General features: G+C 59.7%; 19 protein-coding genes. 12 read left to right on the top strand and 7 right to left on the bottom strand.

The window, feature by feature from the left end:
• The first annotated feature begins 467 nt into the window (after positions 1-467).
• Complete coding sequence (locus ACMXYJ_RS14555) at positions 468-2126, top strand: nitrite/sulfite reductase (RefSeq protein WP_415760377.1); 1659 nt, start codon at positions 468-470, stop codon at positions 2124-2126.
• A complete protein-coding gene (locus ACMXYJ_RS14550) occupies positions 2110-2604 on the top strand; it encodes a DUF934 domain-containing protein (RefSeq protein WP_038982933.1) in 495 nt (164 codons plus the stop codon). The genes ACMXYJ_RS14555 and ACMXYJ_RS14550 overlap by 17 nt, the downstream gene beginning before the upstream one ends.
• Before the next feature lie 55 nt (positions 2605-2659).
• Here the strand turns inward: ACMXYJ_RS14550 and ACMXYJ_RS14545 are convergent, their stop codons facing one another.
• Together ACMXYJ_RS14545 and sohB are read right to left on the bottom strand one after the other, a co-directional pair.
• Positions 2660-6556: a dermonecrotic toxin domain-containing protein gene (locus ACMXYJ_RS14545; RefSeq protein ID WP_415760376.1), complete on the bottom strand. Its 3897-nt coding sequence runs from the start codon at positions 6554-6556 to the stop codon at positions 2660-2662.
• A gap of 166 nt (positions 6557-6722) precedes the next feature.
• A complete protein-coding gene (gene sohB / locus ACMXYJ_RS14540; RefSeq protein ID WP_415760375.1) occupies positions 6723-7748 on the bottom strand; it encodes a protease SohB in 1026 nt (341 codons plus the stop codon).
• Positions 7749-7951: 203 nt separating this feature from the next.
• On the opposite strand from sohB, the gene ACMXYJ_RS14535 reads away from it, so the two are divergent.
• From ACMXYJ_RS14535 to ACMXYJ_RS14510, 6 genes are all read left to right on the top strand, one after another.
• Positions 7952-8662, top strand: a complete 711-nt coding sequence (locus ACMXYJ_RS14535; RefSeq protein WP_415760374.1) for a histidine phosphatase family protein — start codon at positions 7952-7954, stop codon at positions 8660-8662.
• Positions 8663-8726: 64 nt separating this feature from the next.
• On the top strand, positions 8727-9041 hold the full coding sequence (locus ACMXYJ_RS14530) for an SCP2 sterol-binding domain-containing protein (protein ID WP_008154977.1): 315 nt from the start codon (positions 8727-8729) through the stop codon (positions 9039-9041).
• Positions 9042-9348: 307 nt separating this feature from the next.
• Positions 9349-11196, top strand: a complete 1848-nt coding sequence (locus ACMXYJ_RS14525; RefSeq protein ID WP_415760725.1) for an amidohydrolase — start codon at positions 9349-9351, stop codon at positions 11194-11196.
• Positions 11197-11313: 117 nt separating this feature from the next.
• Entirely contained in the window at positions 11314-12177 is an 864-nt protein-coding gene (locus tag ACMXYJ_RS14520) for a LysR family transcriptional regulator (RefSeq protein ID WP_415760373.1), read from the top strand.
• Positions 12178-12283: 106 nt separating this feature from the next.
• Positions 12284-13429 (top strand): SRPBCC family protein, encoded by a 1146-nt coding sequence (locus ACMXYJ_RS14515; protein ID WP_415760372.1) that lies wholly within the window; start codon positions 12284-12286, stop codon positions 13427-13429.
• Positions 13426-14514 (top strand): SMP-30/gluconolactonase/LRE family protein, encoded by a 1089-nt coding sequence (locus ACMXYJ_RS14510; RefSeq protein WP_415760371.1) that lies wholly within the window; start codon positions 13426-13428, stop codon positions 14512-14514. Before ACMXYJ_RS14515 ends, ACMXYJ_RS14510 begins: the two co-directional genes overlap by 4 nt.
• A gap of 129 nt (positions 14515-14643) precedes the next feature.
• On the opposite strand, the gene ACMXYJ_RS14505 is transcribed toward ACMXYJ_RS14510, so the two are convergent.
• Positions 14644-14886, bottom strand: coding sequence for a DUF465 domain-containing protein (locus ACMXYJ_RS14505; RefSeq protein ID WP_046048501.1), 243 nt, complete (start codon positions 14884-14886; stop codon positions 14644-14646).
• Positions 14887-15102: 216 nt separating this feature from the next.
• On the opposite strand from ACMXYJ_RS14505, the gene ACMXYJ_RS14500 reads away from it, so the two are divergent.
• Positions 15103-15624 (top strand): DUF4142 domain-containing protein, encoded by a 522-nt coding sequence (locus tag ACMXYJ_RS14500; protein WP_415760370.1) that lies wholly within the window; start codon positions 15103-15105, stop codon positions 15622-15624.
• Between the two features lie 51 nt (positions 15625-15675).
• Here the strand turns inward: ACMXYJ_RS14500 and ACMXYJ_RS14495 are convergent, their stop codons facing one another.
• The 4 genes from ACMXYJ_RS14495 to ACMXYJ_RS14480 form a co-directional block, all read right to left on the bottom strand.
• A complete protein-coding gene (locus ACMXYJ_RS14495; RefSeq protein WP_140684055.1) occupies positions 15676-15864 on the bottom strand; it encodes a hypothetical protein in 189 nt (62 codons plus the stop codon).
• 106 nt (positions 15865-15970) lie between these two features.
• On the bottom strand, positions 15971-18589 hold the full coding sequence (uvrA, locus tag ACMXYJ_RS14490) for an excinuclease ABC subunit UvrA (RefSeq protein ID WP_415760369.1): 2619 nt from the start codon (positions 18587-18589) through the stop codon (positions 15971-15973).
• 165 nt (positions 18590-18754) lie between these two features.
• Entirely contained in the window at positions 18755-20866 is a 2112-nt protein-coding gene (locus ACMXYJ_RS14485) for a hybrid sensor histidine kinase/response regulator (RefSeq protein WP_415760368.1), read from the bottom strand.
• A gap of 184 nt (positions 20867-21050) precedes the next feature.
• Positions 21051-21740: a GntR family transcriptional regulator gene (locus ACMXYJ_RS14480; RefSeq protein WP_008154995.1), complete on the bottom strand. Its 690-nt coding sequence runs from the start codon at positions 21738-21740 to the stop codon at positions 21051-21053.
• A 140-nt stretch (positions 21741-21880) separates the two neighbouring features.
• Here ACMXYJ_RS14480 and ACMXYJ_RS14475 point away from each other — a divergent pair, with 140 nt between their 5' ends.
• From ACMXYJ_RS14475 to ACMXYJ_RS14465, 3 genes are read left to right on the top strand one after another with little or no spacing between them, the layout of a single operon-like run.
• A complete protein-coding gene (locus ACMXYJ_RS14475; protein WP_415760367.1) occupies positions 21881-22966 on the top strand; it encodes an ABC transporter ATP-binding protein in 1086 nt (361 codons plus the stop codon).
• A 1-nt stretch (position 22967) separates the two neighbouring features.
• Positions 22968-23885, top strand: coding sequence for an ABC transporter permease (locus ACMXYJ_RS14470; RefSeq protein ID WP_415760366.1), 918 nt, complete (start codon positions 22968-22970; stop codon positions 23883-23885).
• Positions 23882-24670, top strand: a complete 789-nt coding sequence (locus ACMXYJ_RS14465) for an ABC transporter permease (protein ID WP_008154998.1) — start codon at positions 23882-23884, stop codon at positions 24668-24670. The genes ACMXYJ_RS14470 and ACMXYJ_RS14465 overlap by 4 nt, the downstream gene beginning before the upstream one ends.
• Positions 24671-24673: the final 3 nt, after the last annotated feature.

The following is a 24673-nucleotide window of genomic DNA, read 5'->3' as shown; positions in this document are numbered from 1 at the left end:
ACGGCGTTTATTCCGGTTATTGTCCGACAATCGTCGGGATAGGGCCCGGACGGGGTCGGTTATTGATGGCTGACCCAAAATACCGCGGTGCCCACGACCAGCATGATCAGGAACAGAATTGCCCAAGCATCGACCGTGCTATCGGGTTTTGACGTTTTGGTAGGGTTGCTCATTGCATCGCCTCTTGTCGGTTTTATCGGTGATTGCATAAAGACTCGAGCACAGTTAAGACGATGATTGCCCGCACCACAAATGTGGGTTTTACCTCATTGGATCTCATTAGTCGTTTTGGTTCTTTACATATACTCAAACATCACTTTTGCGCATAACTGCAAACTGGTATCTTGCCCCGGCTCCGTTGGGAGTGCGCGGCCGTGCGCGCAGAATTGCCGAGGCAGTATCGGAGACTTCAGCAAGCGAAAAACGCAACTGGATCCGACCGGCCCAAGCCTGAGAACAGGACTTATATGTACGTATACGACGAGTACGATCAGCGGATCATCGAGGACCGCGTCAAGCAGTTCCGTGATCAGACCCGACGCTATCTGGCAGGCGAGCTGAGCGAAGAAGAATTCCGCCCCCTGCGCCTGCAAAATGGCCTTTATATCCAGCGCTTCGCGCCGATGTTGCGGGTGGCGGTGCCTTACGGCCAACTGACTTCGCGCCAGACGCGAATGATGGCCAGGATTGCCCGTGATTTCGACAAGGGCTATGCCCACATCAGCACCCGGCAGAACGTACAGTTCAACTGGCCGGCGCTGGAAGACATCCCGGACATCCTTGCCGAACTGGCGACCGTGCAGATGCACGCGATCCAGACCAGCGGCAACTGCTTGCGCAACGTCACCACCGACCAGTTCGCCGGTGTCGCTGCCGACGAGCTGATCGATCCGCGCCCGTGGTGCGAGATCGTCCGCCAATGGACCACCTTCCACCCTGAATTCGCTTACTTGCCGCGCAAGTTCAAGATCGCCATCAACGGTTCGACTTCCGACCGTGCGGCCATCGAAGTCCATGACATCGGCCTTGAGCCGGTGCACAACGCCGCTGGCGAGCTGGGCTTCCGTGTGCTGGTGGGTGGCGGTCTCGGCCGTACCCCGGTGGTCGGCGCATTCATTAATGAATTCCTGCCGTGGCAAGACCTGTTGAGCTACCTCGACGCCATCCTGCGGGTCTACAACCGCTATGGCCGTCGTGACAACAAGTACAAGGCGCGGATCAAGATTCTGGTCAAGGCCCTGACACCTGAAGTCTTCGCGCAAAAAGTCGACGCAGAGATGGAACACCTTCGCGGTGGCCAGACCACGCTGACCGACGCCGAAGTGCATCGCGTGGCCAAACACTTCGTTGACCCGGAGTACAAGGCTCTGGACAACCAGGCCTTGGCGTTGGCCGAACTCGATAAAGAACACCCAGGCTTCGCGCGCTGGCGCACCCGCAATACCCTGGCCCACAAAAAGCCGGGTTATGTGGCCGTGACCCTGTCCCTGAAGCCGACCGGTGTTGCACCGGGCGACATCACCGACAAGCAGCTCGACGCCGTGGCCGACCTGGCCGATCGTTACAGCTTCGGTCAACTGCGCACCTCTCACGAGCAGAACATCATTCTGGCCGACGTTGAACAGACTCAACTGTTCGCGATGTGGGGCGAGTTGCGCGAACAGGGCTTCGCCACGCCAAACATCGGCTTGCTGACCGACATCATCTGCTGCCCGGGCGGCGACTTCTGCTCCCTGGCCAATGCCAAGTCGATCCCGATCGCCGAGTCGATCCAGCGTCGCTTCGAAGACCTGGATTACCTGTTCGATATCGGCGAACTGGACCTGAACATCTCCGGCTGCATGAACGCCTGTGGTCACCACCACGTCGGCCACATCGGCATTCTCGGGGTGGACAAGAAAGGCGAGGAGTTCTACCAGGTGTCCCTGGGTGGCAGCGCCAGTCGCGACGCCAGCCTGGGCAAGATCCTCGGCCCGTCCTTCGCCCAGGAAGCCATGCCTGACGTGATCGAAAAGCTGATCGACGTGTACATCGAACAACGTACCGAAGACGAGCGTTTCATCGACACCTATCAGCGTATTGGCATTGACCTCTTCAAGGAGCGTGTCTATGCAGCGAATAATTAAGAACAATGAAGTCGTCGACGAAACCTGGCACTTGCTGCCCAAGGACTTCAACATCGACGAGATCAGCAACTGCGACGACCTGATCGTCCCGTTGCAGCTGTGGCGCGAACACAGCCGCATGCTCAAGGCCCGCGATGGCGGCCTGGGCGTGTGGCTGGATGCCGATGAAGAAGCCGAAGAAATCGGTGACGACGTGGAAAACTTCCAGGTCATCGCCTTGAACTTCCCGGCCTTCACCGACGGCCGCAACTACTCCAACGCCCGCCTGCTGCGTGACCGTTATGGTTTCAAAGGCGAATTGCGGGCGATTGGCGATGTGCTGCGTGACCAGCTGTTCTACCTGCACCGCTGCGGTTTCGACGCCTTTGCGATCCGCGCCGATAAAGACCCGTACGAAGCCCTGGAAGGTCTCAAGGACTTCTCCGTGACCTATCAGGCTGCTACCGACGAACCGCTTCCGCTGTTCCGTCGTCGTTGATCGTAACGCCTTGAGCTCGTTTCACCGGGCTCAAGGCTTTCCAGTTACCACCGGATCATTTCGCCTCAATGGGAAATGACCGCCCCAGCGCCACCCAATCCCGATAAAGCCGCGCACGATTTTCCAGCACCATGAAAATGGCCATTGGATTGTCTGCATCGTCCCCGGCCACTTCGATGTCATGACTCAAACTGTTCCAAAACTCCTGCGACGCATCCGCCTGATTCAAGAGTTGCCATACCCGTGCCTGAAGTTGCGGGTAACTGACCAGATAATCCGGGGTCAGGCTGAGGCCCTCCATGACACCCAAGAAACGTGCGCCCGATGGCTTGTTCGTCAGCCGTTCCCAAATAGCCAATCGAGCTTCCTGCTCCTGCTGCTCCATGTTCCGTAACCAGACAATAGCTTCGCCAGAGTCATCTCCCGCTTCCCGTAGCCACAGGTTGATGCCGGTTTGTTGCCGATGAGTGATCAGGCGCTGCAGGGTGTCTTCGTCCGTCAGCGGATTGCCCCACAGCTTGACTCGCCCAGTGGCAATGGCCTGATTGATGACCGCGGGCGGAACCCGGGTGATCCGGTTGTCACGCAGATCGAGCGACGTCAGGTAAGGCTCCTCCCGGATCCCGATCGGACAGGTGCTGATGCCTGTCTTCCGCAGGTTCACCTGACGCAGTTCGTTCATACCCAGTAGCACCGGCGAAACACCCAGGGGGTTTTCACTCAGGTCCAGGGATTGCAAGTTGATCAGGTCACACAGTTGCGCCGCATTGCTCTCTCCCAACCGCAATTGGGTGTTTTTCAAATTTAACGTGGTGAGTTGGCTCATTCGCGGAATTACGGGTGGCAGGACACTCTCAAGCGCCCCGGTATTGTCGGGCAACCGCAGATCAATGCTCTCCAGGCTCAGGATGCGCAATCTGGGGAACGACTCCAGGAAGCCGTTCAAGGTCTCGCGCTCCAACAAATGAAAACCGCGCATCGACAATTCGATCACGTCGTCGAACCGCACGTTCATGACGGGCAAGCGATGAAACTCCTCGAAATCCATATCCAGCTTGTACCCAACCAACGCCTCGCCGGAATAAACACGATTGGCCACTGGCGGGCGCTTTTGCCAGAGCAGGACCAGTTCATCAGCCAGTTCCTCCCGTGTCTTTCGTTCGTATTCTATCGCGTGCTGCAGCAGCTCGACGTTATGTTGCATGACTTGCGCAGGGCCCATGCCCGCTGCCTCTGCGTCACCGAGGGCGAGGAAATCGATATCCATGTCATCGGCATCCTGCAGGGTTCGATCGATATAGCTGGTCAGGTCCGTACACAGTTGCTCGAACTGAAATCTCAGGGTATCAAGGTGCGCCTGGGCGTAGTCCCCCGCACGCAGCAGCCACTCATCGATTTGCGCATGGCTGAAGTCAGGGTAGAGATCGCTCACTTGCAGCCGCATTGCCACTGCGCTTAGCGCTGCGCCCTGTGGCGTCGTTGGAAAACCTCCGCCATGCAAACCCTGCGCTTCGAACGGCAAGCCGCTGTCCATCCGGTTCAAGCCTGTCATCAGTTCGGAACGCGACAAGGCTCCCTCACTGATAGACCGTGTAAAGGCCTCCACCGAATCCTTCAACGGCAACTGCAATGCCGTGCGCTCCGAATCAGACAGAACGCTGAACAACGCCTCATGGAAATCCGTAGCCGTTGAAGCGTCAGGCGTGGCGTAACGGTGATCGGCCGTTTTGATCAGCCGTCGCACGTCCGTTGCTTGCAGCGAACCGCAACGATCCAGCACCCGACCATTGAGCGACCCGTCGAGCACCTCAATACGCAAGCCCCGGGGCCAGCCCGGCAGATGGGGTAACGAATGCAATGCCAGTGTCTCGGACTCGGGATTGTTCACAGAACGCAGATAAAGTCCTTCGAAGGCCCGATTCAGCCGCACATGCTGCTGATACTGACGGGCCTTGCCATCGAGGCGACTGAACAAGCGCTTTGCCTCGACAGCTTCGGGGGTTGACGCAAGGTCGACGCCATACCGGTCAAGCATTTGCTCCACGGCGCTTTTGGGCAGGCCGGGATACTGCTGTTGAAACAGGCGGACCCAGGCGTTATCCGACGCCTGCAAGGCCTGATAACGACTGTGGAACAAGGCTGAGCGTTCAGGGCCGGCGAGCGGTCCGAGATTGTGGTCTATGCGAAAACGGCTGATGGTATCGGCCAGCATCGGCGTCGGAGTCCGCCCCGTATTCATCAATCGCAGCATGTCCTCATCGACCGCGCTGACCTTGCCGATCTGCATCAGGGTTTCGTCGCTGAAACCTTCCACCGAAGCACCGATGCCCCGCAGCAGTTCCGCGCGACTCTCCGTCGCCACAGGCACGGGCTCCGGCGGTGCAACCGGATGCGGATCGGGTGCCGGACCTTGCTCCTTCGTAGTATCAACCGGTTCCAGGCCTTTCTCGATCAGTCCCGGTGCCTCGGCCCCTTCCCCAACCTGTGCCGCACCTGCCACTATCGGCAGCGCGTTGAGCAGGCCAAAAACCGTTCGCGTCAGCCCCTGCGAACGTTCGGTCGATGTTTCACCATTGACCACCTGGTTCAGTCCGTAACCGGCATCGATCAGCCCCGCCAGCGCCAACAGCCCCTCACCGCCCGGGACAAAGAGCGCCAACGGGCCAAAACGGTTGATCCATCCCACCAGCGGCTCAACAAAGGCATTCAAGTTACTCCGGTTGACCTGTGCGTCGTCACGGATGCTGTCAGCACTGTTCTGCGCGGCGTGCTTCATGCTCAGCACCAGTTGCGCAAAAGGATCGGTTGCCCTTGAAGCCCGCTCGAAACCGATGTACTCGGCGGGATCCCAGTAACCGTCATTATTGAAAAACCCGGCGGTTTTGGTGAGCCAGTGTATTTTCGGGTAACGCACCATGCCGTCCAGCGCCGTCAACACGCCGGCATGGAAGGTGCCATCTGTGCGATCGTCTTCGGCAAAGTGATTCGCCAGGGCGTGCTTTGTATCATCGACCTTGCCCTGCTCCACCACCCAACGCTGCAATTTCGCGGCGCCGAAAAACTCGTGCCAAGGTGATGAATTGCCGGGAATGTAGAGCAAAATTCTCGAACCCTTGCACTCGCGAAACGTCCAGATATCCATCGCGGTGTAGCGGTACAGCTCAAACCGTCCGGCCTTGATCGAGCCCGGCACTCGCGTCGGTGCCTGCAACTGCTGGAGCGTCAAGGTGCTCCAGGACTGTTTTGGCGGCAGACCGGCGACTCGCAGGACCAGCTCCAGACCTTTCTCGCTCAGACTGTTTTCATGACGCTGCAACCAGGCGCTCATGACAAATGCGGCCTTGACCGAAGTTCGAAGTGGATAGGCCGGGCGGGCGAGGATCGTCGCATCCGATGGCCACACGCGCTCAAGGTACGCTTGGTACAACTCTTTCAACTCCAGCGTCCAGACCCATTTTTTGAAATCGGCGGGGCGCAATGGAATCTGGGTCAGTGGCTCATAAGTTTGCGGGACGCTGCGGCGATAGACCCCTTCGTAAGTTCGATGGTTGCCGCTGCCATGGTCGGCAAACTCGTCGACATGCTCGACAATTCGTACGCAAGGCCCGATGTCAGGTGGGGTGTACAAGCCAAAAGCAGTTTCGGCAAAGCGCCCGTCTCCAACCGTCTGGTAATTGTCGAGCAGCGCCTGCAGCAAGGTTTGTGAGCTGGCCACCTGGCCTTGATGCACGCCATCCTGCGCCGAATGGCCTCTGTAATCGTAATCGAGGGTCACCAGCAGCGCCGTTCGCGGGTCGATGTCGTGCCCCCATTTCTTCTGAAACAGCTGAGCGCCGAACTGGGCCGGGGTTTGCGGTGATGCGCTGCTGACGGCCGCTTGCAGTTCGTCACGCATCGCTGGCGCCGAGGTGGCGTCAGTGTTGTTGGTCGGGTAAGACGGGGAATCATTCATGTGCAGTCCATTGCAGTCATATTGGAATGACTACAGTAAATCTGCTTGAGTCGGCGGGAAGTGGGAACAGTCCTGAAGCCGCTAGGAAAAGTCGTCAGAATGCAGCGAAAAGAGTCTCCCAAAATAATGAAACCGGGAATTTACCCGGTTTCATTGAGTCTGGGGGTTACCAGAAGCGTTGCTGAGTCAGGCGGCTCCACCAGGTCAGCAAGACGCGATCGACCGAACCGCTGGCCGCCATGCCGATACGTTCCTGCAAGCTTTTACGTTCGGCGTAGTGCAAGTGGTACAGCTCGGACTTCTTCGCACGTTCGGCGAGGTATTCATCGCTGGTCTTGAGTTCGTCCACCAGTTGCTTGTCCAGCGCCGCGACGCCGAGCCAGATTTCACCGGTGGCCACTTCGTCGATGGCCAGTTGCGGGCGATAGCGGGAAACGAAGTTCTTGAACAACTGGTGCGTGATGTCCAGGTCTTCCTGGAACTTCTCGCGGCCCTTCTCGGTGTTTTCGCCAAACACCGTCAGGGTGCGCTTGTATTCGCCGGCGGTCAGCACTTCGAAGTCGATGTCGTGTTTTTTCAGCAGGCGGTTGACGTTAGGCAACTGCGCCACGACGCCGATCGAGCCGAGGATCGCGAACGGCGCGCTGATGATCTTCTCGCCGATGCACGCCATCATGTAGCCGCCGCTGGCCGCGACCTTGTCGATGCACACGGTCAACGGCACACCGGCATCACGGATACGCGCCAGTTGCGAGGACGCCAGGCCGTAGCTGTGAACCATGCCGCCGCCGCTTTCCAGACGCAGCACCACTTCATCCTTGGGCGTGGCGAGGGTCAGCAGCGCGGTGATTTCATGGCGCAGGCTTTCAGTGGCCGACGCCTTGATGTCGCCGTCGAAATCCAGCACGAACACCCGTGGCTTGGCTCCCTCAGGTTTTTTCTTTTGCTTTTTCTCGGATTTAGCTTCGACCTTGCGCAAGGCCTTGAGCTGGTCCTTGTCGAGCAAGGTTTGCTCCAGGCGTTCGCGCAGCCCTTTGTAGAAATCATTGAGTTTGCTGACTTGCAACTGGCCGACCGACTTGCGTCGACCTTTGCTGCGCAACGCCGCGAAACTGGCCAGGACCACCAGAATGGCGATCACCAGTGTCACGGTCTTAGCCAGAAAAACTGCGTACTCGGCAAAAAACTCCACAGGGACTCCTTTAATACGATGCGCTGCATAAACGCGCGCGGGATACCTCCAGCATACCCATGCGCCGCGCCGGCGGCCAGCCGTGAAACCTCTGGCAACAGCCCTGTAACGGGCATTTCAAACAAGCGTATGTTTTTTCATTGACAGCTCACCTTCATCCTCATAACCTCGCCGAACCTTCAACGTACCGGGATGACGCGGACGTGGGCAGTATCTATTTGATTCGACATGGCCAGGCCTCCTTTGGTGCAGACGACTATGACGTCCTGTCGCCCACCGGTATTCGCCAGGCAGAAGTCCTCGGCCAGCACCTCGCCGAACTGGGCATCAGCTTCGATCGCTGCCTCTCGGGCGACCTGCGCCGCCAGCAACATACGGCCAACAGCGCACTGGAACAGTTCGCTGCGGCAGGCCTGCCGGTTCCCGTCGTGGAAATCGATTCCGCTTTCAATGAGTTCGACGCCGACGCGGTGATCCGCGCGCTGCTGCCGGCCATGTTACCGGACGAGCCCGAAGCGCTGCACATCCTGCGCAATGCCGCGCAAAACCGCGGCGAGTTCCAGCGCATCTTCGCCCTGATCATCGAGCGCTGGCTCGCCGGCACCTATGACACACCGGGCCTGGAAAGCTGGCTGGGGTTTGTCGAACGGGTGCAAGCCGGTCTGCAGCGAATCCTCGAAAGCGCCGACAACACCCAGAAAATCGCCGTGTTCACCTCCGGCGGCACCATCACGGCCCTGCTCCATCTCATTACGCAAATGCCGGCAAAGCAGGCGTTTGAACTGAACTGGCAAATCGTCAACACCTCGCTCAACCTGCTGAAGTTTCGCGGTCGTGAGGTGGCTCTGTCTTCTTTCAACAGTCATGCGCACCTGCAACTGTTGAAGACCCCGGAACTCATCACGTTTCGCTGAGTCCGGACAATTGTGACCCTGGCTGTAATCACCCAGCTCTAATTACCCAAGAAAGGATCGAACCATGACCTCCGTAGCTGATGCCGTACAAGCAATGAAAGCCAAGTTCAACCCAGCCGCTGCTGCCGGTCTGGACCTGGTATTCGGTTTCCGCATCGACGACACCAAGAACTTCTCGCTGATCGTCAAGGACAGCACCTGCGAGCTCCAGGAAGGCGAAAACCCGGACGCCCAGGTGACTCTGGTCATGGACGGCGAAACCCTGGAAGGCATCGTCAGCGGCGAAACCGACGGCATGCAAGCCTTCATGGGCGGCAAACTGCGCGCTGAAGGCGACATGATGCTGGCCATGAAACTGTCCGAGCTGTTCCCGGCCTAAGCGCGCCGCTCCCGACCTTCGGGAGCACGCCTGGCTGCAAACGAATCCCGCCCCTCGAGGCGGGATTCGTCGTTTTTCGCCATTGGAAAACGGCTACCTGTGGATTTGCCGTCTATATTCCTTCTGGCCGCATGCGTCAGACATCGGCTGTTTGCCCTCGCTTTTTTATCAAGAGCCTTTGCGTGGAGCACTGCCCATGAGCCCACCTGACGACCACGACGGATTTAACCGCCGCCGTGTACTGCAAGGCCTTTCGGCAGGCGCCGTCGGTGCCTGGATCAGCCCGCTAATCGCAGGGAGTAAAACCATGCCCGACGCCCCCGCCGACCTCATCCTGTACAACGGACGCCTGCACACCGTCGACCGCAAAAAACCCCAAGCCAGCGCCGTCGCGATCAAGGACGGACGCTTCGTGGTGGTCGGCAGCGATGCCCAGGCCATGGCCCTGCAAGGCCCCGGCACCCAGATAATCGACTTGCACGGTCGCACGGTGATTCCCGGCCTTAACGACTCGCACCTGCACCTGATCCGTGGTGGCCTCAACTACAACCTCGAACTGCGCTGGGAAGGCGTCCCTTCACTGGTCGACGCGCTGCGCATGCTCAAGGATCAGGCGGACCGCACACCCACGCCGCAATGGGTGCGGGTGGTCGGTGGCTGGAACGAATTCCAGTTCGCCGAAAAACGCCTGCCGACGATTGATGAACTGAACAAGGCCGCGCCGGATACCCCGGTGTTCGTCCTGCACCTCTACGACCGTGCCCTGCTCAACCGCGCGGCATTGAAAGTGGTCGGCTATACCCGTGACACGCCGAACCCGCCGGGTGGCGAAATCCAGCGCGATGCCAATGGCGACCCGACGGGCATGCTCATCGCCCGCCCCAACGCGATGATTCTCTACTCGACCCTGGCCAAGGGCCCAAAACTGCCGCTGGAGTACCAGGTCAACTCCACCCGCCAATTCATGCGCGAACTCAATCGCCTGGGTGTCACCAGCGCCATCGACGCCGGCGGCGGTTATCAGAATTATCCGGACGACTATCAAGTCATCCAGCAACTGGCCAAAGACCAACAGCTCACGGTGCGCATTGCCTACAACCTGTTCACGCAGAAACCCAAGGAAAAGCTGACCGACTTCAAGAACTGGACCAGCACCTCCCACTACGGTCAGGGCGATGACTTTCTACGGCACAACGGTGCCGGGGAAATGCTGGTGTTCTCGGCGGCCGATTTCGAGGACTTCCTCGAGCCCCGCCCAGACCTGCCGCAAACCATGGAGCAGGAACTGGAACCGGTGGTCCGCCATCTGGTGGAACAGCGTTGGCCGTTCCGTTTGCACGCCACGTACAACGAATCCATCAGCCGCATGCTCGACGTGTTCGAGAAGGTTAATCGCGACATTCCGTTCGACGGTTTGCCGTGGTTCTTCGACCACGCGGAAACCATCACCCCGCAGAACATCGAACGGGTAAAAGCCCTTGGCGGCGGCATCGCGATCCAGGACCGCATGGCATTCCAGGGCGAATACTTCGTCGACCGTTACGGTGCCAAGGCTGCCGAAGCCACCCCGCCCATCGCTCGTATGCTGGCCGAAGGCATTCCGGTCGGCGCCGGCACGGATGCCACGCGCGTGTCCAGCTACAACCCCTGGACTTCGCTGTACTGGCTGATCAGCGGCCGCACCGTCGGAGGTCTGGCGCTGTACCCGCAAGGCTTGAGCCGCGATACCGCGCTGGAACTCTTCACCCACGGCAGCGCCTGGTTTTCCTCCGAGCAAGGCAAAAAAGGCCAGATCAAGGTCGGGCAACTGGCGGACCTGATTGCGCTGTCGGCGGATTACTTCCATATCGAGGATGAAGCGGTCAAATGGATCGAATCGGTACTGACCATCGTCGACGGCAAGATCGTCTACGGCAGCGTCGAGTTTGAAAAACTCGGACCGCCTCCAGTCCCCGTAGTGCCGGAGTGGTCGCCAGTCGCCAAAGTACCGGGCCATTGGAAACCCCTGGCGCCGCTGACGGCACAGGTTCATCAATGCGTCGGGGCTTGCGCGGTGCATGCCCATCGCCATGAACGGGCGCGGCTGTCCTCGGCGCCGGTCAGTGATTTCGCCGGTTTCTGGGGGGCCTTTGGTTGTTCGTGTTTTGCGTTTTGAAATGAACCGCTAAAAGATCGCAACCTGCGGCAGCTCCTCGATCCCTGTAGCAGCTGCTACATGAACTGATCCGACGGTATCCGTTTACAATGGCGCACCTCCCGCACCGGCCACCCCATGGACATCGATCTCGCCCGCACCTTTCTGGAAATCGTCCGCCACGGCAGCCTTGCCGCGGCGGCTGAAAAACTCCACGTGACCCAGACCGCGATCACGGCGCGGGTACAGAAACTCGAAAGCCAGCTAGGCAGTACGTTGTTCGTGCGCAACCGCGCCGGTGCGCGCCTGACGCCGAACGGTGAAGCCTTTGTGGTCTACGCCAATCAACTGGTCGAAACCTGGGAAGCGGCGCGACGGGACTTGCCGCTGCCCGAGGGTTACCGCGACGTGTTGCACATCGGTGGCGAGGTCAGTCTGTGCAACCCGCTGATGCTCAGCTGGGCCGGCGCGCTGCGCGAGAAGATCCCCAGCCACGCCCTGCGCATGGAAATCCGTGACGGTGAAAACCTGCTGCGCCAACTGGAACTGGGGGTTCTGGATGCGGCGCTGGTTTACCAGCCCGAGTATTGGCCGCGCTTGCAAGTCGAACAGGTGCTGGAAGAAAAACTGGTCCTCATCCGCTTGGCCGCAAGGCCCGATCCCTATGTGTACATCGACTGGGGCCCGGACTTCCGCCGCCAGCACGACGCGGCCCTGCCGGAAAAAGCCAAAGCCGCATTGAGCTTCAACCTCGGCCCACTGGGCTTGCAATACATTCTGGAAAACGGCGGCAGCGGCTACTTCCGCACCCGGGTGGTCCAGAGCTATATGGAAAGTGGTGTGCTGGAGCAAGTGCCCAAAGCCCCGGAATTCAGCTACCCGACCTATCTGGTTTACTCCCGCGACCGCGACTCCGCGACGTTGCAACGAGCCTTCGACCTGCTGCGCGAGGTGATCAAATCCGACGATGACTGGTCGCAACGCTGGAACCCGCTGACCTGAGTCCGGTTTGCACCGGATCATGGCGGTTGCGTCCTCAAGGTTGGGCCAGCCAAAACGCCGGGATCGTCTAATCTGCTGGAGATAACAATAACTACAGGTGATTGCAGTGAGGCAGACCACCGAAGCATTCCGCGCCCGCTACCGTGCCGACATTCATCCGCTCTACAACCCATGGCTGCACGGCGCTTTTGTGCTGCTGTTCGGGGTGCTGGCCATCGGCGGATTCTGGAGCACCGTGCATCAGGTGCAACCACTGGAATGGCTGGCGATGCCGTTGACGTTGTTGTTCTTCAACTTCGGCGTGTACATGGTCCATCGGCACCTGGGGCATCACAAAAAAAACTTCGCGCGAATGTTCTACGCACGCCATGCCGGTGACCATCACAGCTTTTTCGCCCCTGGCCACATGACCTACGACAGTGCCCGGGACTGGCGGGTGATTCTGTTTCCAGCCTGGTTGATCGTGTTGCACACGGTCGTCATCACCCTGCCCGTCTGGTGGCTGCTTGCGCAGTTCGATGCCAATGTCGCCGGGTTGTTCGGCGGCTGTCTGGTCCTCGGCTACCTGACCTATGAAGTGTTCCATGCCTGTGAGCACCTGCCGCCGGAGAACCCCGTCACACGGTTGCCGTGGATCCGCCAGATGCGCCGCCTGCATGAACTGCATCACCGTCGTGAGCTGATGCAGGAACGCAATTTCAATATCGTTTTTCCGCTGATGGACTACCTGTTCGGCACCCTCTATTGGGAGCCGGAGCCGACGGACCTGCACCCGACGAGAACGACCATGACCCGCATGCAGCATCAGATCGACATTGCTGGAGACCCGATTGACGTGCTCGCCTATGCCAGCACCGTGACCCGTTGGCCGGAATGGCATCCCTCGTCCCTCAAGGTCGACGGCCAGAGCGGTCCGCTGCATGTCGGGGGACGATTTGAGGAAGACATCAAGGCGGGCGGGCGTGAAGGACACTTGCACTGGGAAGTTAACGAATACCTGCCAGGACGCCGCTGGAGTGCCTGGGCCCATGACGATCACGGGTTGTCTTTAGTGGTGACTTACGAGTGCGAGGCCAGGGGCGATGGCACACGCTTTGTACGCACCCTGGAGTATCAGTTCAGCGGCCTGGCGATGCGCATTGCCAATCGACTGCTGCTCAAGCGGCGCATCGATCGTGAGTCGGCAGCGTCGATGCTGGCATTGCGCGAGATGGCGCAAAAACATTTGGCCCCGGCAGGAGTGACCGCGTGAGTCGAACCATCAAGTTTCGCCATGTGGTGTTGCTGGTGATCGTCGCCATCAGTGCCTTTCTGCTGCTGATGCCGACCAAGGTTCAACCGGTGGCCTGGACTCCGCCACCGGCGCCCTCCCTCACCAGCGGCATCTACGCCGACAATCAGCGCCTCAAAGGCGTGGAGCGCGTTGGCGCCGCGGATATCGACGGGCCGGAAGCGTTGCTGCTGGAGGAAGACGTTCTCATCACGGGTTTGCATGACGGCCGATTGATCCGTACCAGCCTCGATGGCAAGGTCACCAAGGTGCTGGCCGATACGGGCGGCAGGCCCTTGGGCCTGGCCCGTCATCCCAACGGTCTGCTGGTAATTGCCGACGGGGTCAAGGGCTTGCTGTCACTGGATGCCCAGGGCCGGTTGATTGCACTGACCACGGCGGCCAGTGGCGTGCCCTTCGGCTTCACCGACGACGTGGTGATCGACAAATCCGGGCACTACGCCTATTTCAGTGATGCCTCCAGTCGCTTTGGCTACGGCAGTGACGGCGAAGCGATCATCGAGCACGGCGGCGATGGCCGCTTGCTGCGTTATGACTTCCAGACCGGGAAGACCGCGGTCCTGCTGGACAAGCTGGAATTCGCCAACGGCGTGACCCTGGGCCCGGACGATGCCTTTGTGTTGGTCAACGAAACGGGCGCCTATCGCATCAGTCGTTACTGGCTGAGCGGCCCCAAAGCCGGCACCCACGATCTATTCATCGACAACTTGCCAGGGTTGCCGGACAACCTCGCGTTCAATGGTCGCGACCGCTTCTGGGTGGCGCTCTATGCACCGCGCAACGCATTGCTCGATGCGACCGCGCCGCATCCCTTCGTGCGCAAGATGATCGTGCGGGCCATGACTGTCCTGCCTAAACCGGTGGAGAAACGCGCCTTCGCGCTGGGCCTGGATCTGGACGGTAAAGTGATCGCCAACTTGCAGGACGGTAGCCGCGACAACTACTCGCCGATCACGACCGTTCGCGAGTATGGGGATTGGTTGTATTTCGGGTCGTTGAAGGCCAAACACATGGCGCGATTGCCGTTGAGCACCGCGCTGGATTGATGGTGGTGCGTTCGGTCATGGGGCACCTCGCATGGAGCCGTAGATTCGGACTCTGAACATTCGAGGTGCCGGTATTTATCGCCGTTCCAGTTTTTCAGTCACCGCTCGTCGGTGACCAGACAGGGCGCGTCAGGACGGCGTCTGGAGTCGATCAACGATCTTTTGCTTAACCTCCACGCGCTTCGCCTTGAGTTTCTTCAATGCGTCATCACTGGGCGCATCCGATTTTGCGGATTCAGCCTTTACGACCTCGGCATCCGCCTGCGAATACTTGTTGATCAGTGAATCCAGTAACGGATCCTTGGTGCGTTTTTGCTGGATATCTTCCTTTGAAAGCTTGAGATCCTGATAAAGGTCGTGTGGCACCGGCATGGAACACCTCCGTTTGTTGATCGGAGGCAAACGCGATCAATTGCGTTCACCAACTATCAGAATGGCCTCGGTTAGCCCGTTCTGTCGACCGCCTATCAGACCAGCGGTGCCCGTTCGTCGCCCTGCCACAAACGCAATAAAACCTTTGTCCGCTCGTCGGCCTCCACACGTTAACGATCACTCGATCGCCCATGAAACCTGTGTGGAGACTAACCAATGGACGGATTTACCCTGCGCCACCTCACGTTGGCCGTTGCCTTGAGCACCAGCATGGGCACGGCGTTTGCTGCCACTTCCAATGACTTCGTCGACAGCGCGGCCGCGGGCGGTATCGCGGAAGTCGAAACGAGCCGACTGGCCCTGGAAAAAAGCTCATCGGCGGACATCAAGGCATTCGCCAACATGATGATCACCGACCATTCCAAGGCCAACGATGAACTGGCGGCGCTGGCAAAAAAGAATGACATCGAGGTACCGGACAGCACGACGCTGGTCAAACAGGCGAAAGAGAAAATCCTCGACTTGCGCGATGAGTCCTTCGATGCGGCCTACGCCAATAATCAGGTGAAGGCTCACGAAGGCACCCTCGAACTGTTCAAGAAAGAAGCCAACACGGTGACGGACGACAGAACCAAAGGCGCCACGGACTTGAAAGGTTTCGCGCAAAAAATGCTGCCGGCGCTGGAGAAGCATCTGGATATGGCAAAAAAACTCCAGGCTGCTCATCCGAGCAAATAACCCTCCCACAAAAAGGCCGCACCGTTTGATGCGGCCGTTTTCAATGCCTGACTAGCCGCCATCGGTGTCGATGTCGGCATCGGTGTCATCTCCGGGTTTGGGCCGGTCGGGATTGGGCTTGAAACCCGGGCTGAACTCATTGTCGTTATCGGTGTGGAGTTGCTTCTGGTCGACCGCTTTGTCTGCGCTTTCCGGTTCGGCGGTTTTCGCGTTCTCCTCAAGATCACTGTCATCTTTCATAAGTACCTCGTTCATCACTGCACGTGCGCGGCTGAAACAGTCGGGCCTTGAAGATTCGAAGCCACCTGGGGGACAGGGTTCCATCGCAAGGCTGCGATCTTTTGATTTACCCGAGGACTCTGGCCAAAAACGGTGCTGTCCGGCTCTTTTTACTCTTGGCGACCTTCTGCGGTGTGCCTGCAATAACAATCTTCCCGCCCTGATCCCCCGCCCCCGGGCCGATGTCGATCACCCAGTCACTCTGCGCCACCACACGCATTTCATGTTCGACGACGATCACCGTATGCCCCGCCGTCACCAGCGTATTCAACTGTTCGAGCAAGCGATCGACATCCCTTGGGTGCAAACCCGTGGTGGGCTCGTCGAGCACATACAACGTTGCCCCACGCTGGTTGCGTTGCAGCTCGGTGGCCAGTTTGATCCGCTGGGCTTCACCGCCCGACAACTCGGTCGCCGGCTGGCCGAGGCGCAGGTAACCCAGGCCGATATCGCGCAGCACCTCCAGCGAGCGGCGAATACCCGGTTGCTCGGTAAACACCGTGACCGCCTCGTCCACCGTCAGTTGCAACACTTGGGCGATGTTCAAGCCTTGCCAGATGATTGCCAGCGTCTCTGGGTTGTAGCGCGCGCCGTGGCAGGTCGAGCACGGTGCATAGACGCTGGGCATGAACAGCAACTCGACGCTGACAAAGCCTTCACCTTCGCAGGTCGAGCATCGCCCCTTGGCAACGTTGAAGGAAAACTGGCCCGCGTCGTAACCCTCGGCCTGCGCCTCGGGGGTGGCGGCATACAGTTTGCGCACGTTGTCGAACAGCCCGGTGTAAGTCGCCAGGTTCGAACGCGGCGTGCGGCCGATGGGTTTCTGATCGACTTGCACCAGGCGCTTGATCGATTCCAGCCCCGCCGTGACTTGACCGCCGCTCATTTGCGGTGCGTCGTCCTCAAGGCTCAACTCTTGCGTCTCGCTGTCACTTGCCGCGCGCCCGAGATGCGCGCCCACCAGTTCCAGCAGCGCCTGACTGACCAGGCTTGATTTACCGGAACCGGAGACGCCCGTCACCGCGGTAAAACAGCCCAGCGGAAACTCGACGCTGAGGTTGTTCAGGTTATTGCGAGTGATGCCGTCCAGCCGTAGCCAATCGTTCGCCTTTCGGCTGGCTTGGGGCTGAGTGACCTGCTCGGCGAACAGGTAAGCGCGCGTCTGCGAGTTCGTCACCTGCGCCAACCCTGGCGGCGGCCCGCTGTACAGGATTTGGCCGCCATGCTCGCCGGCCGCCGGGCCAACGTCGATCAGCCAGTCGGCGCGGCGCATGGTTTCCAGGTCATGTTCGACCACGAACAAGGTGTTGCCCGCGGCTTTCAAGCGTTGCAGGGCTTCGAACAACGCTTCACCATCCGCCGGGTGCAATCCGGCCGAGGGTTCATCCAGCACGTAGATCACGCCGAACAACTGCGAACCCAATTGCGTCGCCAGGCGCAGACGCTGCAACTCACCGGACGACAGCGTCGGCGTGCTGCGTTCCAGCGCCAGGTAACCGAGCCCCAGATCGGTCAACGTGCTGACCCGCTCCAGCAAGTCCTGAGCGATCCGCTGCGCGGCCAGGCGTTTCTCTACCGACAGGTTCGGTGTGTGGCGCACATCCGGCGCGTTGGCGTGGCCACTGGCGCCGTGGGCTACACGATGCTCGCGGGCCTCGCGGGTCTGATCGTGCGTCAATACCTCACCCGCCGCCTCGGTCTGTTCGAGGTAGCTGTGAGCGGCCACTGGTTTCAAGACTTCGGCCACTTGCAGCAACGGCATCTGCGACAACTCGCCAATGTCGTAACCGGCAAATGTCACCGACAACGCCTCGCGTTTGAGCCGTTTGCCATCGCACAACGGGCACGGGCTGCCGAGCATGAATTGCGAGACGCGCTTCTTCATCAACGCGCTTTGGGAATGGCTGAAGGTGTGCAGGATGTAACGCCGGGCGCCGGTGAACGTGCCCTGGTAACTCGGTTCCATGTTGCGTTTGAGCGCGACTCTGGTTTCTTCGGGGGTGAGCCCGGCATACACCGGCACCGTGGGGGTTTCTTCGGTGAAGAGAATCCAGTCGCGCAGTTTTTTCGGCAGATCGCGCCAGGGTTTATCGACGTCGTAACCCATCGTCACCAGGATGTCGCGCAGGTTCTGTCCCTGCCAGGCGGTGGGCCAGGAGGCGACCGCGCGCTGGCGAATGGTCAGGCTCGGGTCCGGGACCATCAATGCTTCGGTGACTTCGTACACCCGGCCCAACCCATGACAGTCGGGGCACGCGCCCTGAGGCGTGTTAGGCGAAAAATCTTCGGCATAGAGCATCGGCTGCCCCGGCGGATAACTGCCAGCCCGGGAGTACAGCATGCGGATCAGGCTCGACAACGTCGTCACGCTGCCCACCGAAGAGCGCGTGCTCGGCGTACCTCGTTGTTGTTGGAGCGCCACCGCCGGCGGCAAGCCTTCGATGGAGTCGACGTCCGGCACCCCGACCTGATCGATCAGGCGCCGCGCATAAGGCGCCACGGATTCGAAATAGCGGCGTTGCGCTTCGGCGTAGAGGGTCGAGAACGCCAGCGACGATTTCCCCGAACCGGACACGCCAGTGAACACCACCAGGGCATCCCGGGGGATGTCGACATCGACGTTCTTGAGGTTGTGTTCCCGGGCGCCGCGCACCCTGACCATGCCGGAGGGAGGATTGGAAGTCATGGACCAGCCTTGATTCGAGGGTTCTAAGGAATGATTGATAGCGTGGGTCCGTACTCGATCAAAATGTGGGAGCGGGCTTGCTCGCGAAAGCGGTCTCTCAGTTGACATCTCTGTCAACTGACACGGCCCCTTCGCGAGCAAGCCCGCTCCCACATTTTAATTGCGTTAGCCATTGAGGACGGTGCGGACCATTTGGGTCAGCGCCTCGGGACCATAAGGTTTGCTCAGCAAATAAGTATCCGGGCTGAGTTGGTGATTGCGCGAAATAATGTCACGGGTGTGGCCCGAGGTGAACAGCACGGCCACCGGCGGTGTCTGCACCTTGGCCCAAGCGGCCAGGTCCGAGCTTTTGATCAGGCCGGGCATGACCACGTCGGTGAAAATCAGGTCTACCACAGCGCCCTCCAGCAACATCTGCATCGCGACGTCACCGTTGGCCGCCGTCAGCACTTGATAACCCTCTTCGTTCAGTAATTCCACCGCGGAGCTGCGCACCGCCTCGTTGTCCTCGACCACCAGAATGGTTTCGTGTCCGCCTCGCTGTTGCGGGTCATGACGTGTCGTTTCGCTGAGCATCGGTCGCAGGCTGCGCGGGAAATACAGCTGCACCCGAGTGCCCTGCCCGACCACGCTGGAAATCTCGATATGCCCGCCACTCTGCTTGACGAAACCGAACACCATGCTCAATCCCAGCCCCGTGCCCTGACCATCGGCCTTGGTGGTGAAAAACGGTTCGAAAGCCTGTGCGAGGACTTGCGGCGACATGCCAACCCCTTTGTCAGCCACTGCCACGCAGACATAGTCGCCGGCGACGATGCCCTTGCCTGCACAAAACTTGCTATCAAGGGTGATGTTCTCGGCGCTCAGGTCAATGGTCCCCTCGCCGTTCATGGCGTCCCGGGCATTGATCGCCAGATTGAGGACAGCGTTTTCCAGTTGATTGTGGTCCACGTAGATGTGCCAGGGAGCTTCGGCCGCGGTGACATTGATCTGGATGGTTTCCCCCAACGCCCGCTGCAACAATTCCCCGAGCCCATCGAAGACCTGGCGCAGGTCGCAGACCGCTGGCGACAGGGGCTGACGACGGGCGAACGCGAGTAATTGCGAAGACAGTTTGGCGCCGCGTTCGACCGCGGCAATCGAAGCACTGACCCGGCGCTGCACGTTGGCGTTGTCCGGCTCATGCCGCGCCAGCAAGTGCAGGTTGCCGGCGATCACTTGCAACAGGTTGTTGAAGTCATGGGCCACGCCGCCGGTAAGGCCGCCGATGGCTTCGAGTTTCTGCGATTGACGCAGTTGTTCTTCGGCTGCCAGCCGCGCTTCGACTTCGTCGGCAACGCGTTGCTCCAGGTTGCGGGTGAACTTGAGCAGGGATTCTTCGGCGGTCTTGCGTTCGTGGATATCGATCAACACCCCGGGAAAACGGAACGGTTCGCCCTGCTCATTGAACTCGCAGCCACCACTCGCCTGCACCCACAGATAACTGCCATCCGGGCGCAGGACCCGATACTCGGCGTTAAAGGGTTCGCCGGTTTCCACTGATTGGTTGATCTGCTCCTGCACCCAGCTGCGGTCATCGGGATGGATCCGTGCTTCGGCGATGTCCATTGGCAGGTCGGCCAGGTTTTGATCCGGCGGGTAGGAAAAAGTGCGGGCGAAACGCTCGTCGCCGGAGAGCACATTGTCCTTGATGTCCCAGACGAACGAGCCGAGCAAAGCCCCGGCATTGAGCGCCAGGCGCACCCGTTCGTTGTCGGCGTGATAGGCGTCCTCGGCGGCCTGACGGCGGCGTTCGGAAATCACATGTTCGGTGGTCTCGACCACCATCGCCATGACCCCGGCCGGTTTCCCGTCATCATCCGCCACCGGGCTGTAATAGAGGTCCAGCCAGACGTCTTCGGGAACCCCGTCGCGCAGCAACTCCAGGACTTTGTTGCGATAGGACAAGGTGCCGCCGGCCAGGCAGGTGTCGACCACATGCCGATTGAATTCGGCGACTTCCGGCCAGCCCAGTTCCACCGGGGAACCCAACAGGTAAGGATGTCGGCCACCGGCAAACTTCGAGTACGCATCGTTATAGATCATGTAACCCGGTCGGCCCCACAGCATCACCATCGGCAGTGGCGACGCGAGCATCAACTGCACCGCGCTGCACAAGCTTCTGGGCCAGGTCTCCATGTTCCCAAGCTCAGTCAGGCTCCAGTCGAACGCGCGGATGCGCCCGGCCATTTCACCGTTCCAGCCTGCACACCCATGGCTATCGTCTAGAAACTGCATCGACTGACTCTGTATCCCTGTAGATGACTGGCTTAAGGGATCGCAACGGCATGAGGACGGTGCGTGCCCGTTTGTTTTCGAGCATCGCCGTCGCCAATGGTTTCATAGAGGTTAGCTGATTCTTGATCTGCAGATTTTTATGGCCATGGAGCGTGCCCTGCGCACGAACCTTGTAGCAGCGTGGCTAAACCTCAATCAGGTGCTTGAGCGGGTGGTAACCGGTTTTCAGCGTGGCGGCGACGTCGAGGATCGCCTTCTCGATGCCATTCAAATGCATGCAGGTCAGTTCGATCGCGGCGCTCTGATTGCCCGCTTCGATGTACTCGATCAACCGCAGGTGTTCGTCGTCGCGGCAAGCCTCGTGACTGTCGTCATCCAGCGCGGCGGCGTACAGCGAGGCGCGGGAGATCAGCTTGCGGAACCAGTCCAGCAACACCGGGTTGTTCAGGCTTTGCGCGAGCTTGATGTGGAACTCGCCGAGCAAATGAATCAGCCGTTCATGGTCGCCACTGCGGTGCGCTTCATCCTCCAGCAACAAGTGATCACGCAGGTCCTGGGTCACGGCAGTATCACGACGACGACACAGCTCCGTGACGATGCCGATCTCGATCAGGCGCCTCGTTTCAAACAGCGAGCGAATCTCCTCATCACTGGGCAACGACACCGACGCCCCTTTGTTGGGCTCGGTGGTGACCAGGCCATCGGCCTCCAACTGCTTGAGCGCGGCACGAACCGACGTCCGGCTGACATTAAAAAGTTCGGCCAATGACGCTTCGCCGAGCTTCATCCCGGGACGCAATGAACGTTTGCTGATCGCCTCGTAAACCCCTTGGTAGACGCGGTCGACCGTGGTCTCGAGTTTTTTCTCGGTCATCTGAACACTCCTTTAGCGCTAAACAACCGGCCCCAGGCGATGAGCAGCCTTTGAAAAAGGGGGTTGCACGAGCAGATTAATCCGGTTATTTCTAGATTGCATCCAGATATTGCATACAATAATTAGAGGAATGCACCATTATGGGTCATCCAACAGCGATTGAAGTGCGTAACGTCTCCAAGCGGTATTCCGACGATCCGGGGCTGGCTCCAGCCCTCGACAACGTTTCAGTCGACATTGCCGACAATGAATTCTTCACCCTGCTCGGCCCTTCCGGCTGCGGCAAAACTACCTTGTTACGCACCATTGCCGGCTTCGAACAGGTCAGCGAAGGCGAGATTCGTCTGGCGGGTGAACCGGTCAATGATTTGCCACCGTTCAAGCGCCGGGTCAACACAGTATTCCAGAGCTACGCGCTGTTTCCGCACATGAGCGTCGCGCAGAATATCGCCTTCGGCCTCGAGATGCAGGGTCTTGATCGCAAGCAAATTGCCCAGCGCGTCGATGAGATGCTGGCGCTGGTGCAAATGCAACACCTGGCCGAGCGCAAACCGGCCGAGTTGTCCGGCGGCCAACAGCAGCGCGTGGCCCTGGCCCGGGCCCTGGCGCCGAAACCCAAAGTGCTGTTGCTCGACGAACCGCTGTCGGCGCTGGACTTGAAGCTGCGCAAGGAAATGCAGGTCGAACTCAAGCGCGTACAGAAAGAAGCCGGGATCACCTTCATTTTCGTCACCCACGATCAGGAAGAAGCGCTGACCCTGTCCGACCGAATCGCCGTGATGTCCGCCGGCAAGATCCTGCAAATCGGCACACCGAACGATATCTACGAACGGCCGCAGCACCGCTTCGTTGCTCAATTCATCGGCGACATCAACTTCCTCCCCGGCCACCTCAAGCGCGGCCAGCAGAACGAAAAACTGTTCGTGCCGAGCGGCATGCCGGTGGAAATCCCCTGCCCGGCTCAAGGCTTCGACGGCACCAGCGTGCAACTGGCGTTCCGCCCGGAACGCTCGCAATTGGTCGACCCGGCGCAACCGCATCACCTGCGCGGCGTGATTGAAGCGGTGTTGTATGTCGGCACCGCGACCCTTTACCAGTGCCGGTTGAACAACGACATCAAGGTCATGTTGCGCGAGAACAACGAAGGCCTGAACCGTGGCCGGGTGGTCGGTGATCGCGTCGCGGTCAACCTGCCGCCCCACGCCTGCCTGTTGATGGAGGCCTGAGATGAGCGTCAGCAGCACTTCTCCCGCCCTCAACCGTGCGCTGTTGCTCAGCCCGGTGGTTCTGACTTTGCTGGCGCTGATCGCCATTCCGCTCGGCATCATGGGCTACATCAGCCTGTTGCCGCGCAACGTTTACGGCGGCGTCGACTGGCAGGCCAATTGGCAATTGCAAAGCTATGTGCAGCTGTTTTTCCAGGAAGGTTTCGACGGTGAACTGGAGCTCAATTGGGTCTACGCCCAGGCGCTGTTGCGCTCGGTGTTCCAGGCCGGTGGCACTACGTTGCTGTGTTTCCTGTTCGGCTTCCCGGTGGCGTTGTGGATGTCGAGCCTGACACCGCAGCGGCGCAACCTCATGGTGTTGCTGATCACCATCCCGTTCTGGACCAACCTGCTGATCCGCAACTACGCCTGGCTGATTATCCTGCGCGAGCATGGCTGGGTTGCTCAGAGCCTCAACGCGCTGTTCCCCCAGGCCGGTGGCATCACCCTGCTCTACAACGACTTCGCGGTCAGCGTCGGGCTGGTCTACAGCTTCCTGCCGTTCATGATTCTGCCGATCTACTCGACCCTGGAAAAACTCGACTGGCGTCTGGTGGAAGCCGCATACGACCTCGGTGCCAATCGCTGGCATGCATTGCGGCGGATCATCCTGCCGCTGTCGATGCCCGGCGTGATTGCCGGCGCACTGCTGGTGTTTGTGCCGAGTCTCGGTGCCTTCATCACCCCGGCGATTCTCGGCGGAGGCAAGACGCTGATGATCGGCAACCTGATCCAGCAACAGTTCGGCACCGCGCGTAACTGGCCGCTGGGCAGTTCGCTGTCGTTCCTGTTACTGGGGATTCTGCTGCTTTCGCTGGTGGGTTACGCCCTCTATAGCCGCAGCGCCGCCAAAACTCTACGCCGGGGAGCCACCGCATGATCGCCCTGCACCTGAAAAAACTGCCTCTGACCCGGGAAGTCAGCCTGTTGATCCTGGCCTATCTGTACGTGCCGATCTTTGTGCTAATCGCCTACAGCTTCAACGCCAACCGTTCGGCCACGGTGTGGACCGAGTTCTCCTTTGCCTGGTACGGAAGGATTCTGGCCAACCCGTCGATCCAGACTGCCGCGTTGAACTCGATCATCGTCGCCAGCATCGCCACGGTTTGTGCCACGGCGATTGCGTTGCTCGCGGCGCTGGCGACCTATCGGCCGTTCTATGGACAGAAGATGGTCGAGGGCGGGATCAACCTGCCGCTGATCCTCCCGGAGATCGTCACCGCCGTCGCCACGCTGCTGCTGTTCATGGCACTGGGGATCAAGCTCGGTTTGCTGACAGTGATCGTCGCGCACATCGGCTTCTGCATTCCTTTCGCGTACCTGCCGATCCGTGCGCGGCTCAATGACCTCGACAAGAGTTTGCTGGAGGCGGCTAACGATTTGTACGCCAACCCGTGGCAGGTTTTTCGCCGGGTCACCTTGCCGTTGTTGTGGCCGGCGGTGTTGTCCGGTTCGGTGCTGGCGTTCGTGGTCAGCCTCGACGATTTCATCATGACCTTCTTTGTGGCTGGTCCCGGTTCGACGACGTTGCCGGTGTACATCTTCTCGGCGATCAAGTCCGGAGTAACGCCAGAAATCAACGCGATCTCGACCCTGATGCTGGTGATTTCCATCGTGCTGGTGGTGCTGGCCTTCTGGCTGGGACAGCGCGGCAAAAACCAATGAACC

It is taken from the genome of Pseudomonas arabinosi, from assembly GCF_047758675.1.
GTDB lineage: Bacteria > Pseudomonadota > Gammaproteobacteria > Pseudomonadales > Pseudomonadaceae > Aquipseudomonas > Aquipseudomonas arabinosi.
This window is presented reverse-complemented; position numbering and strand designations above follow the sequence as displayed.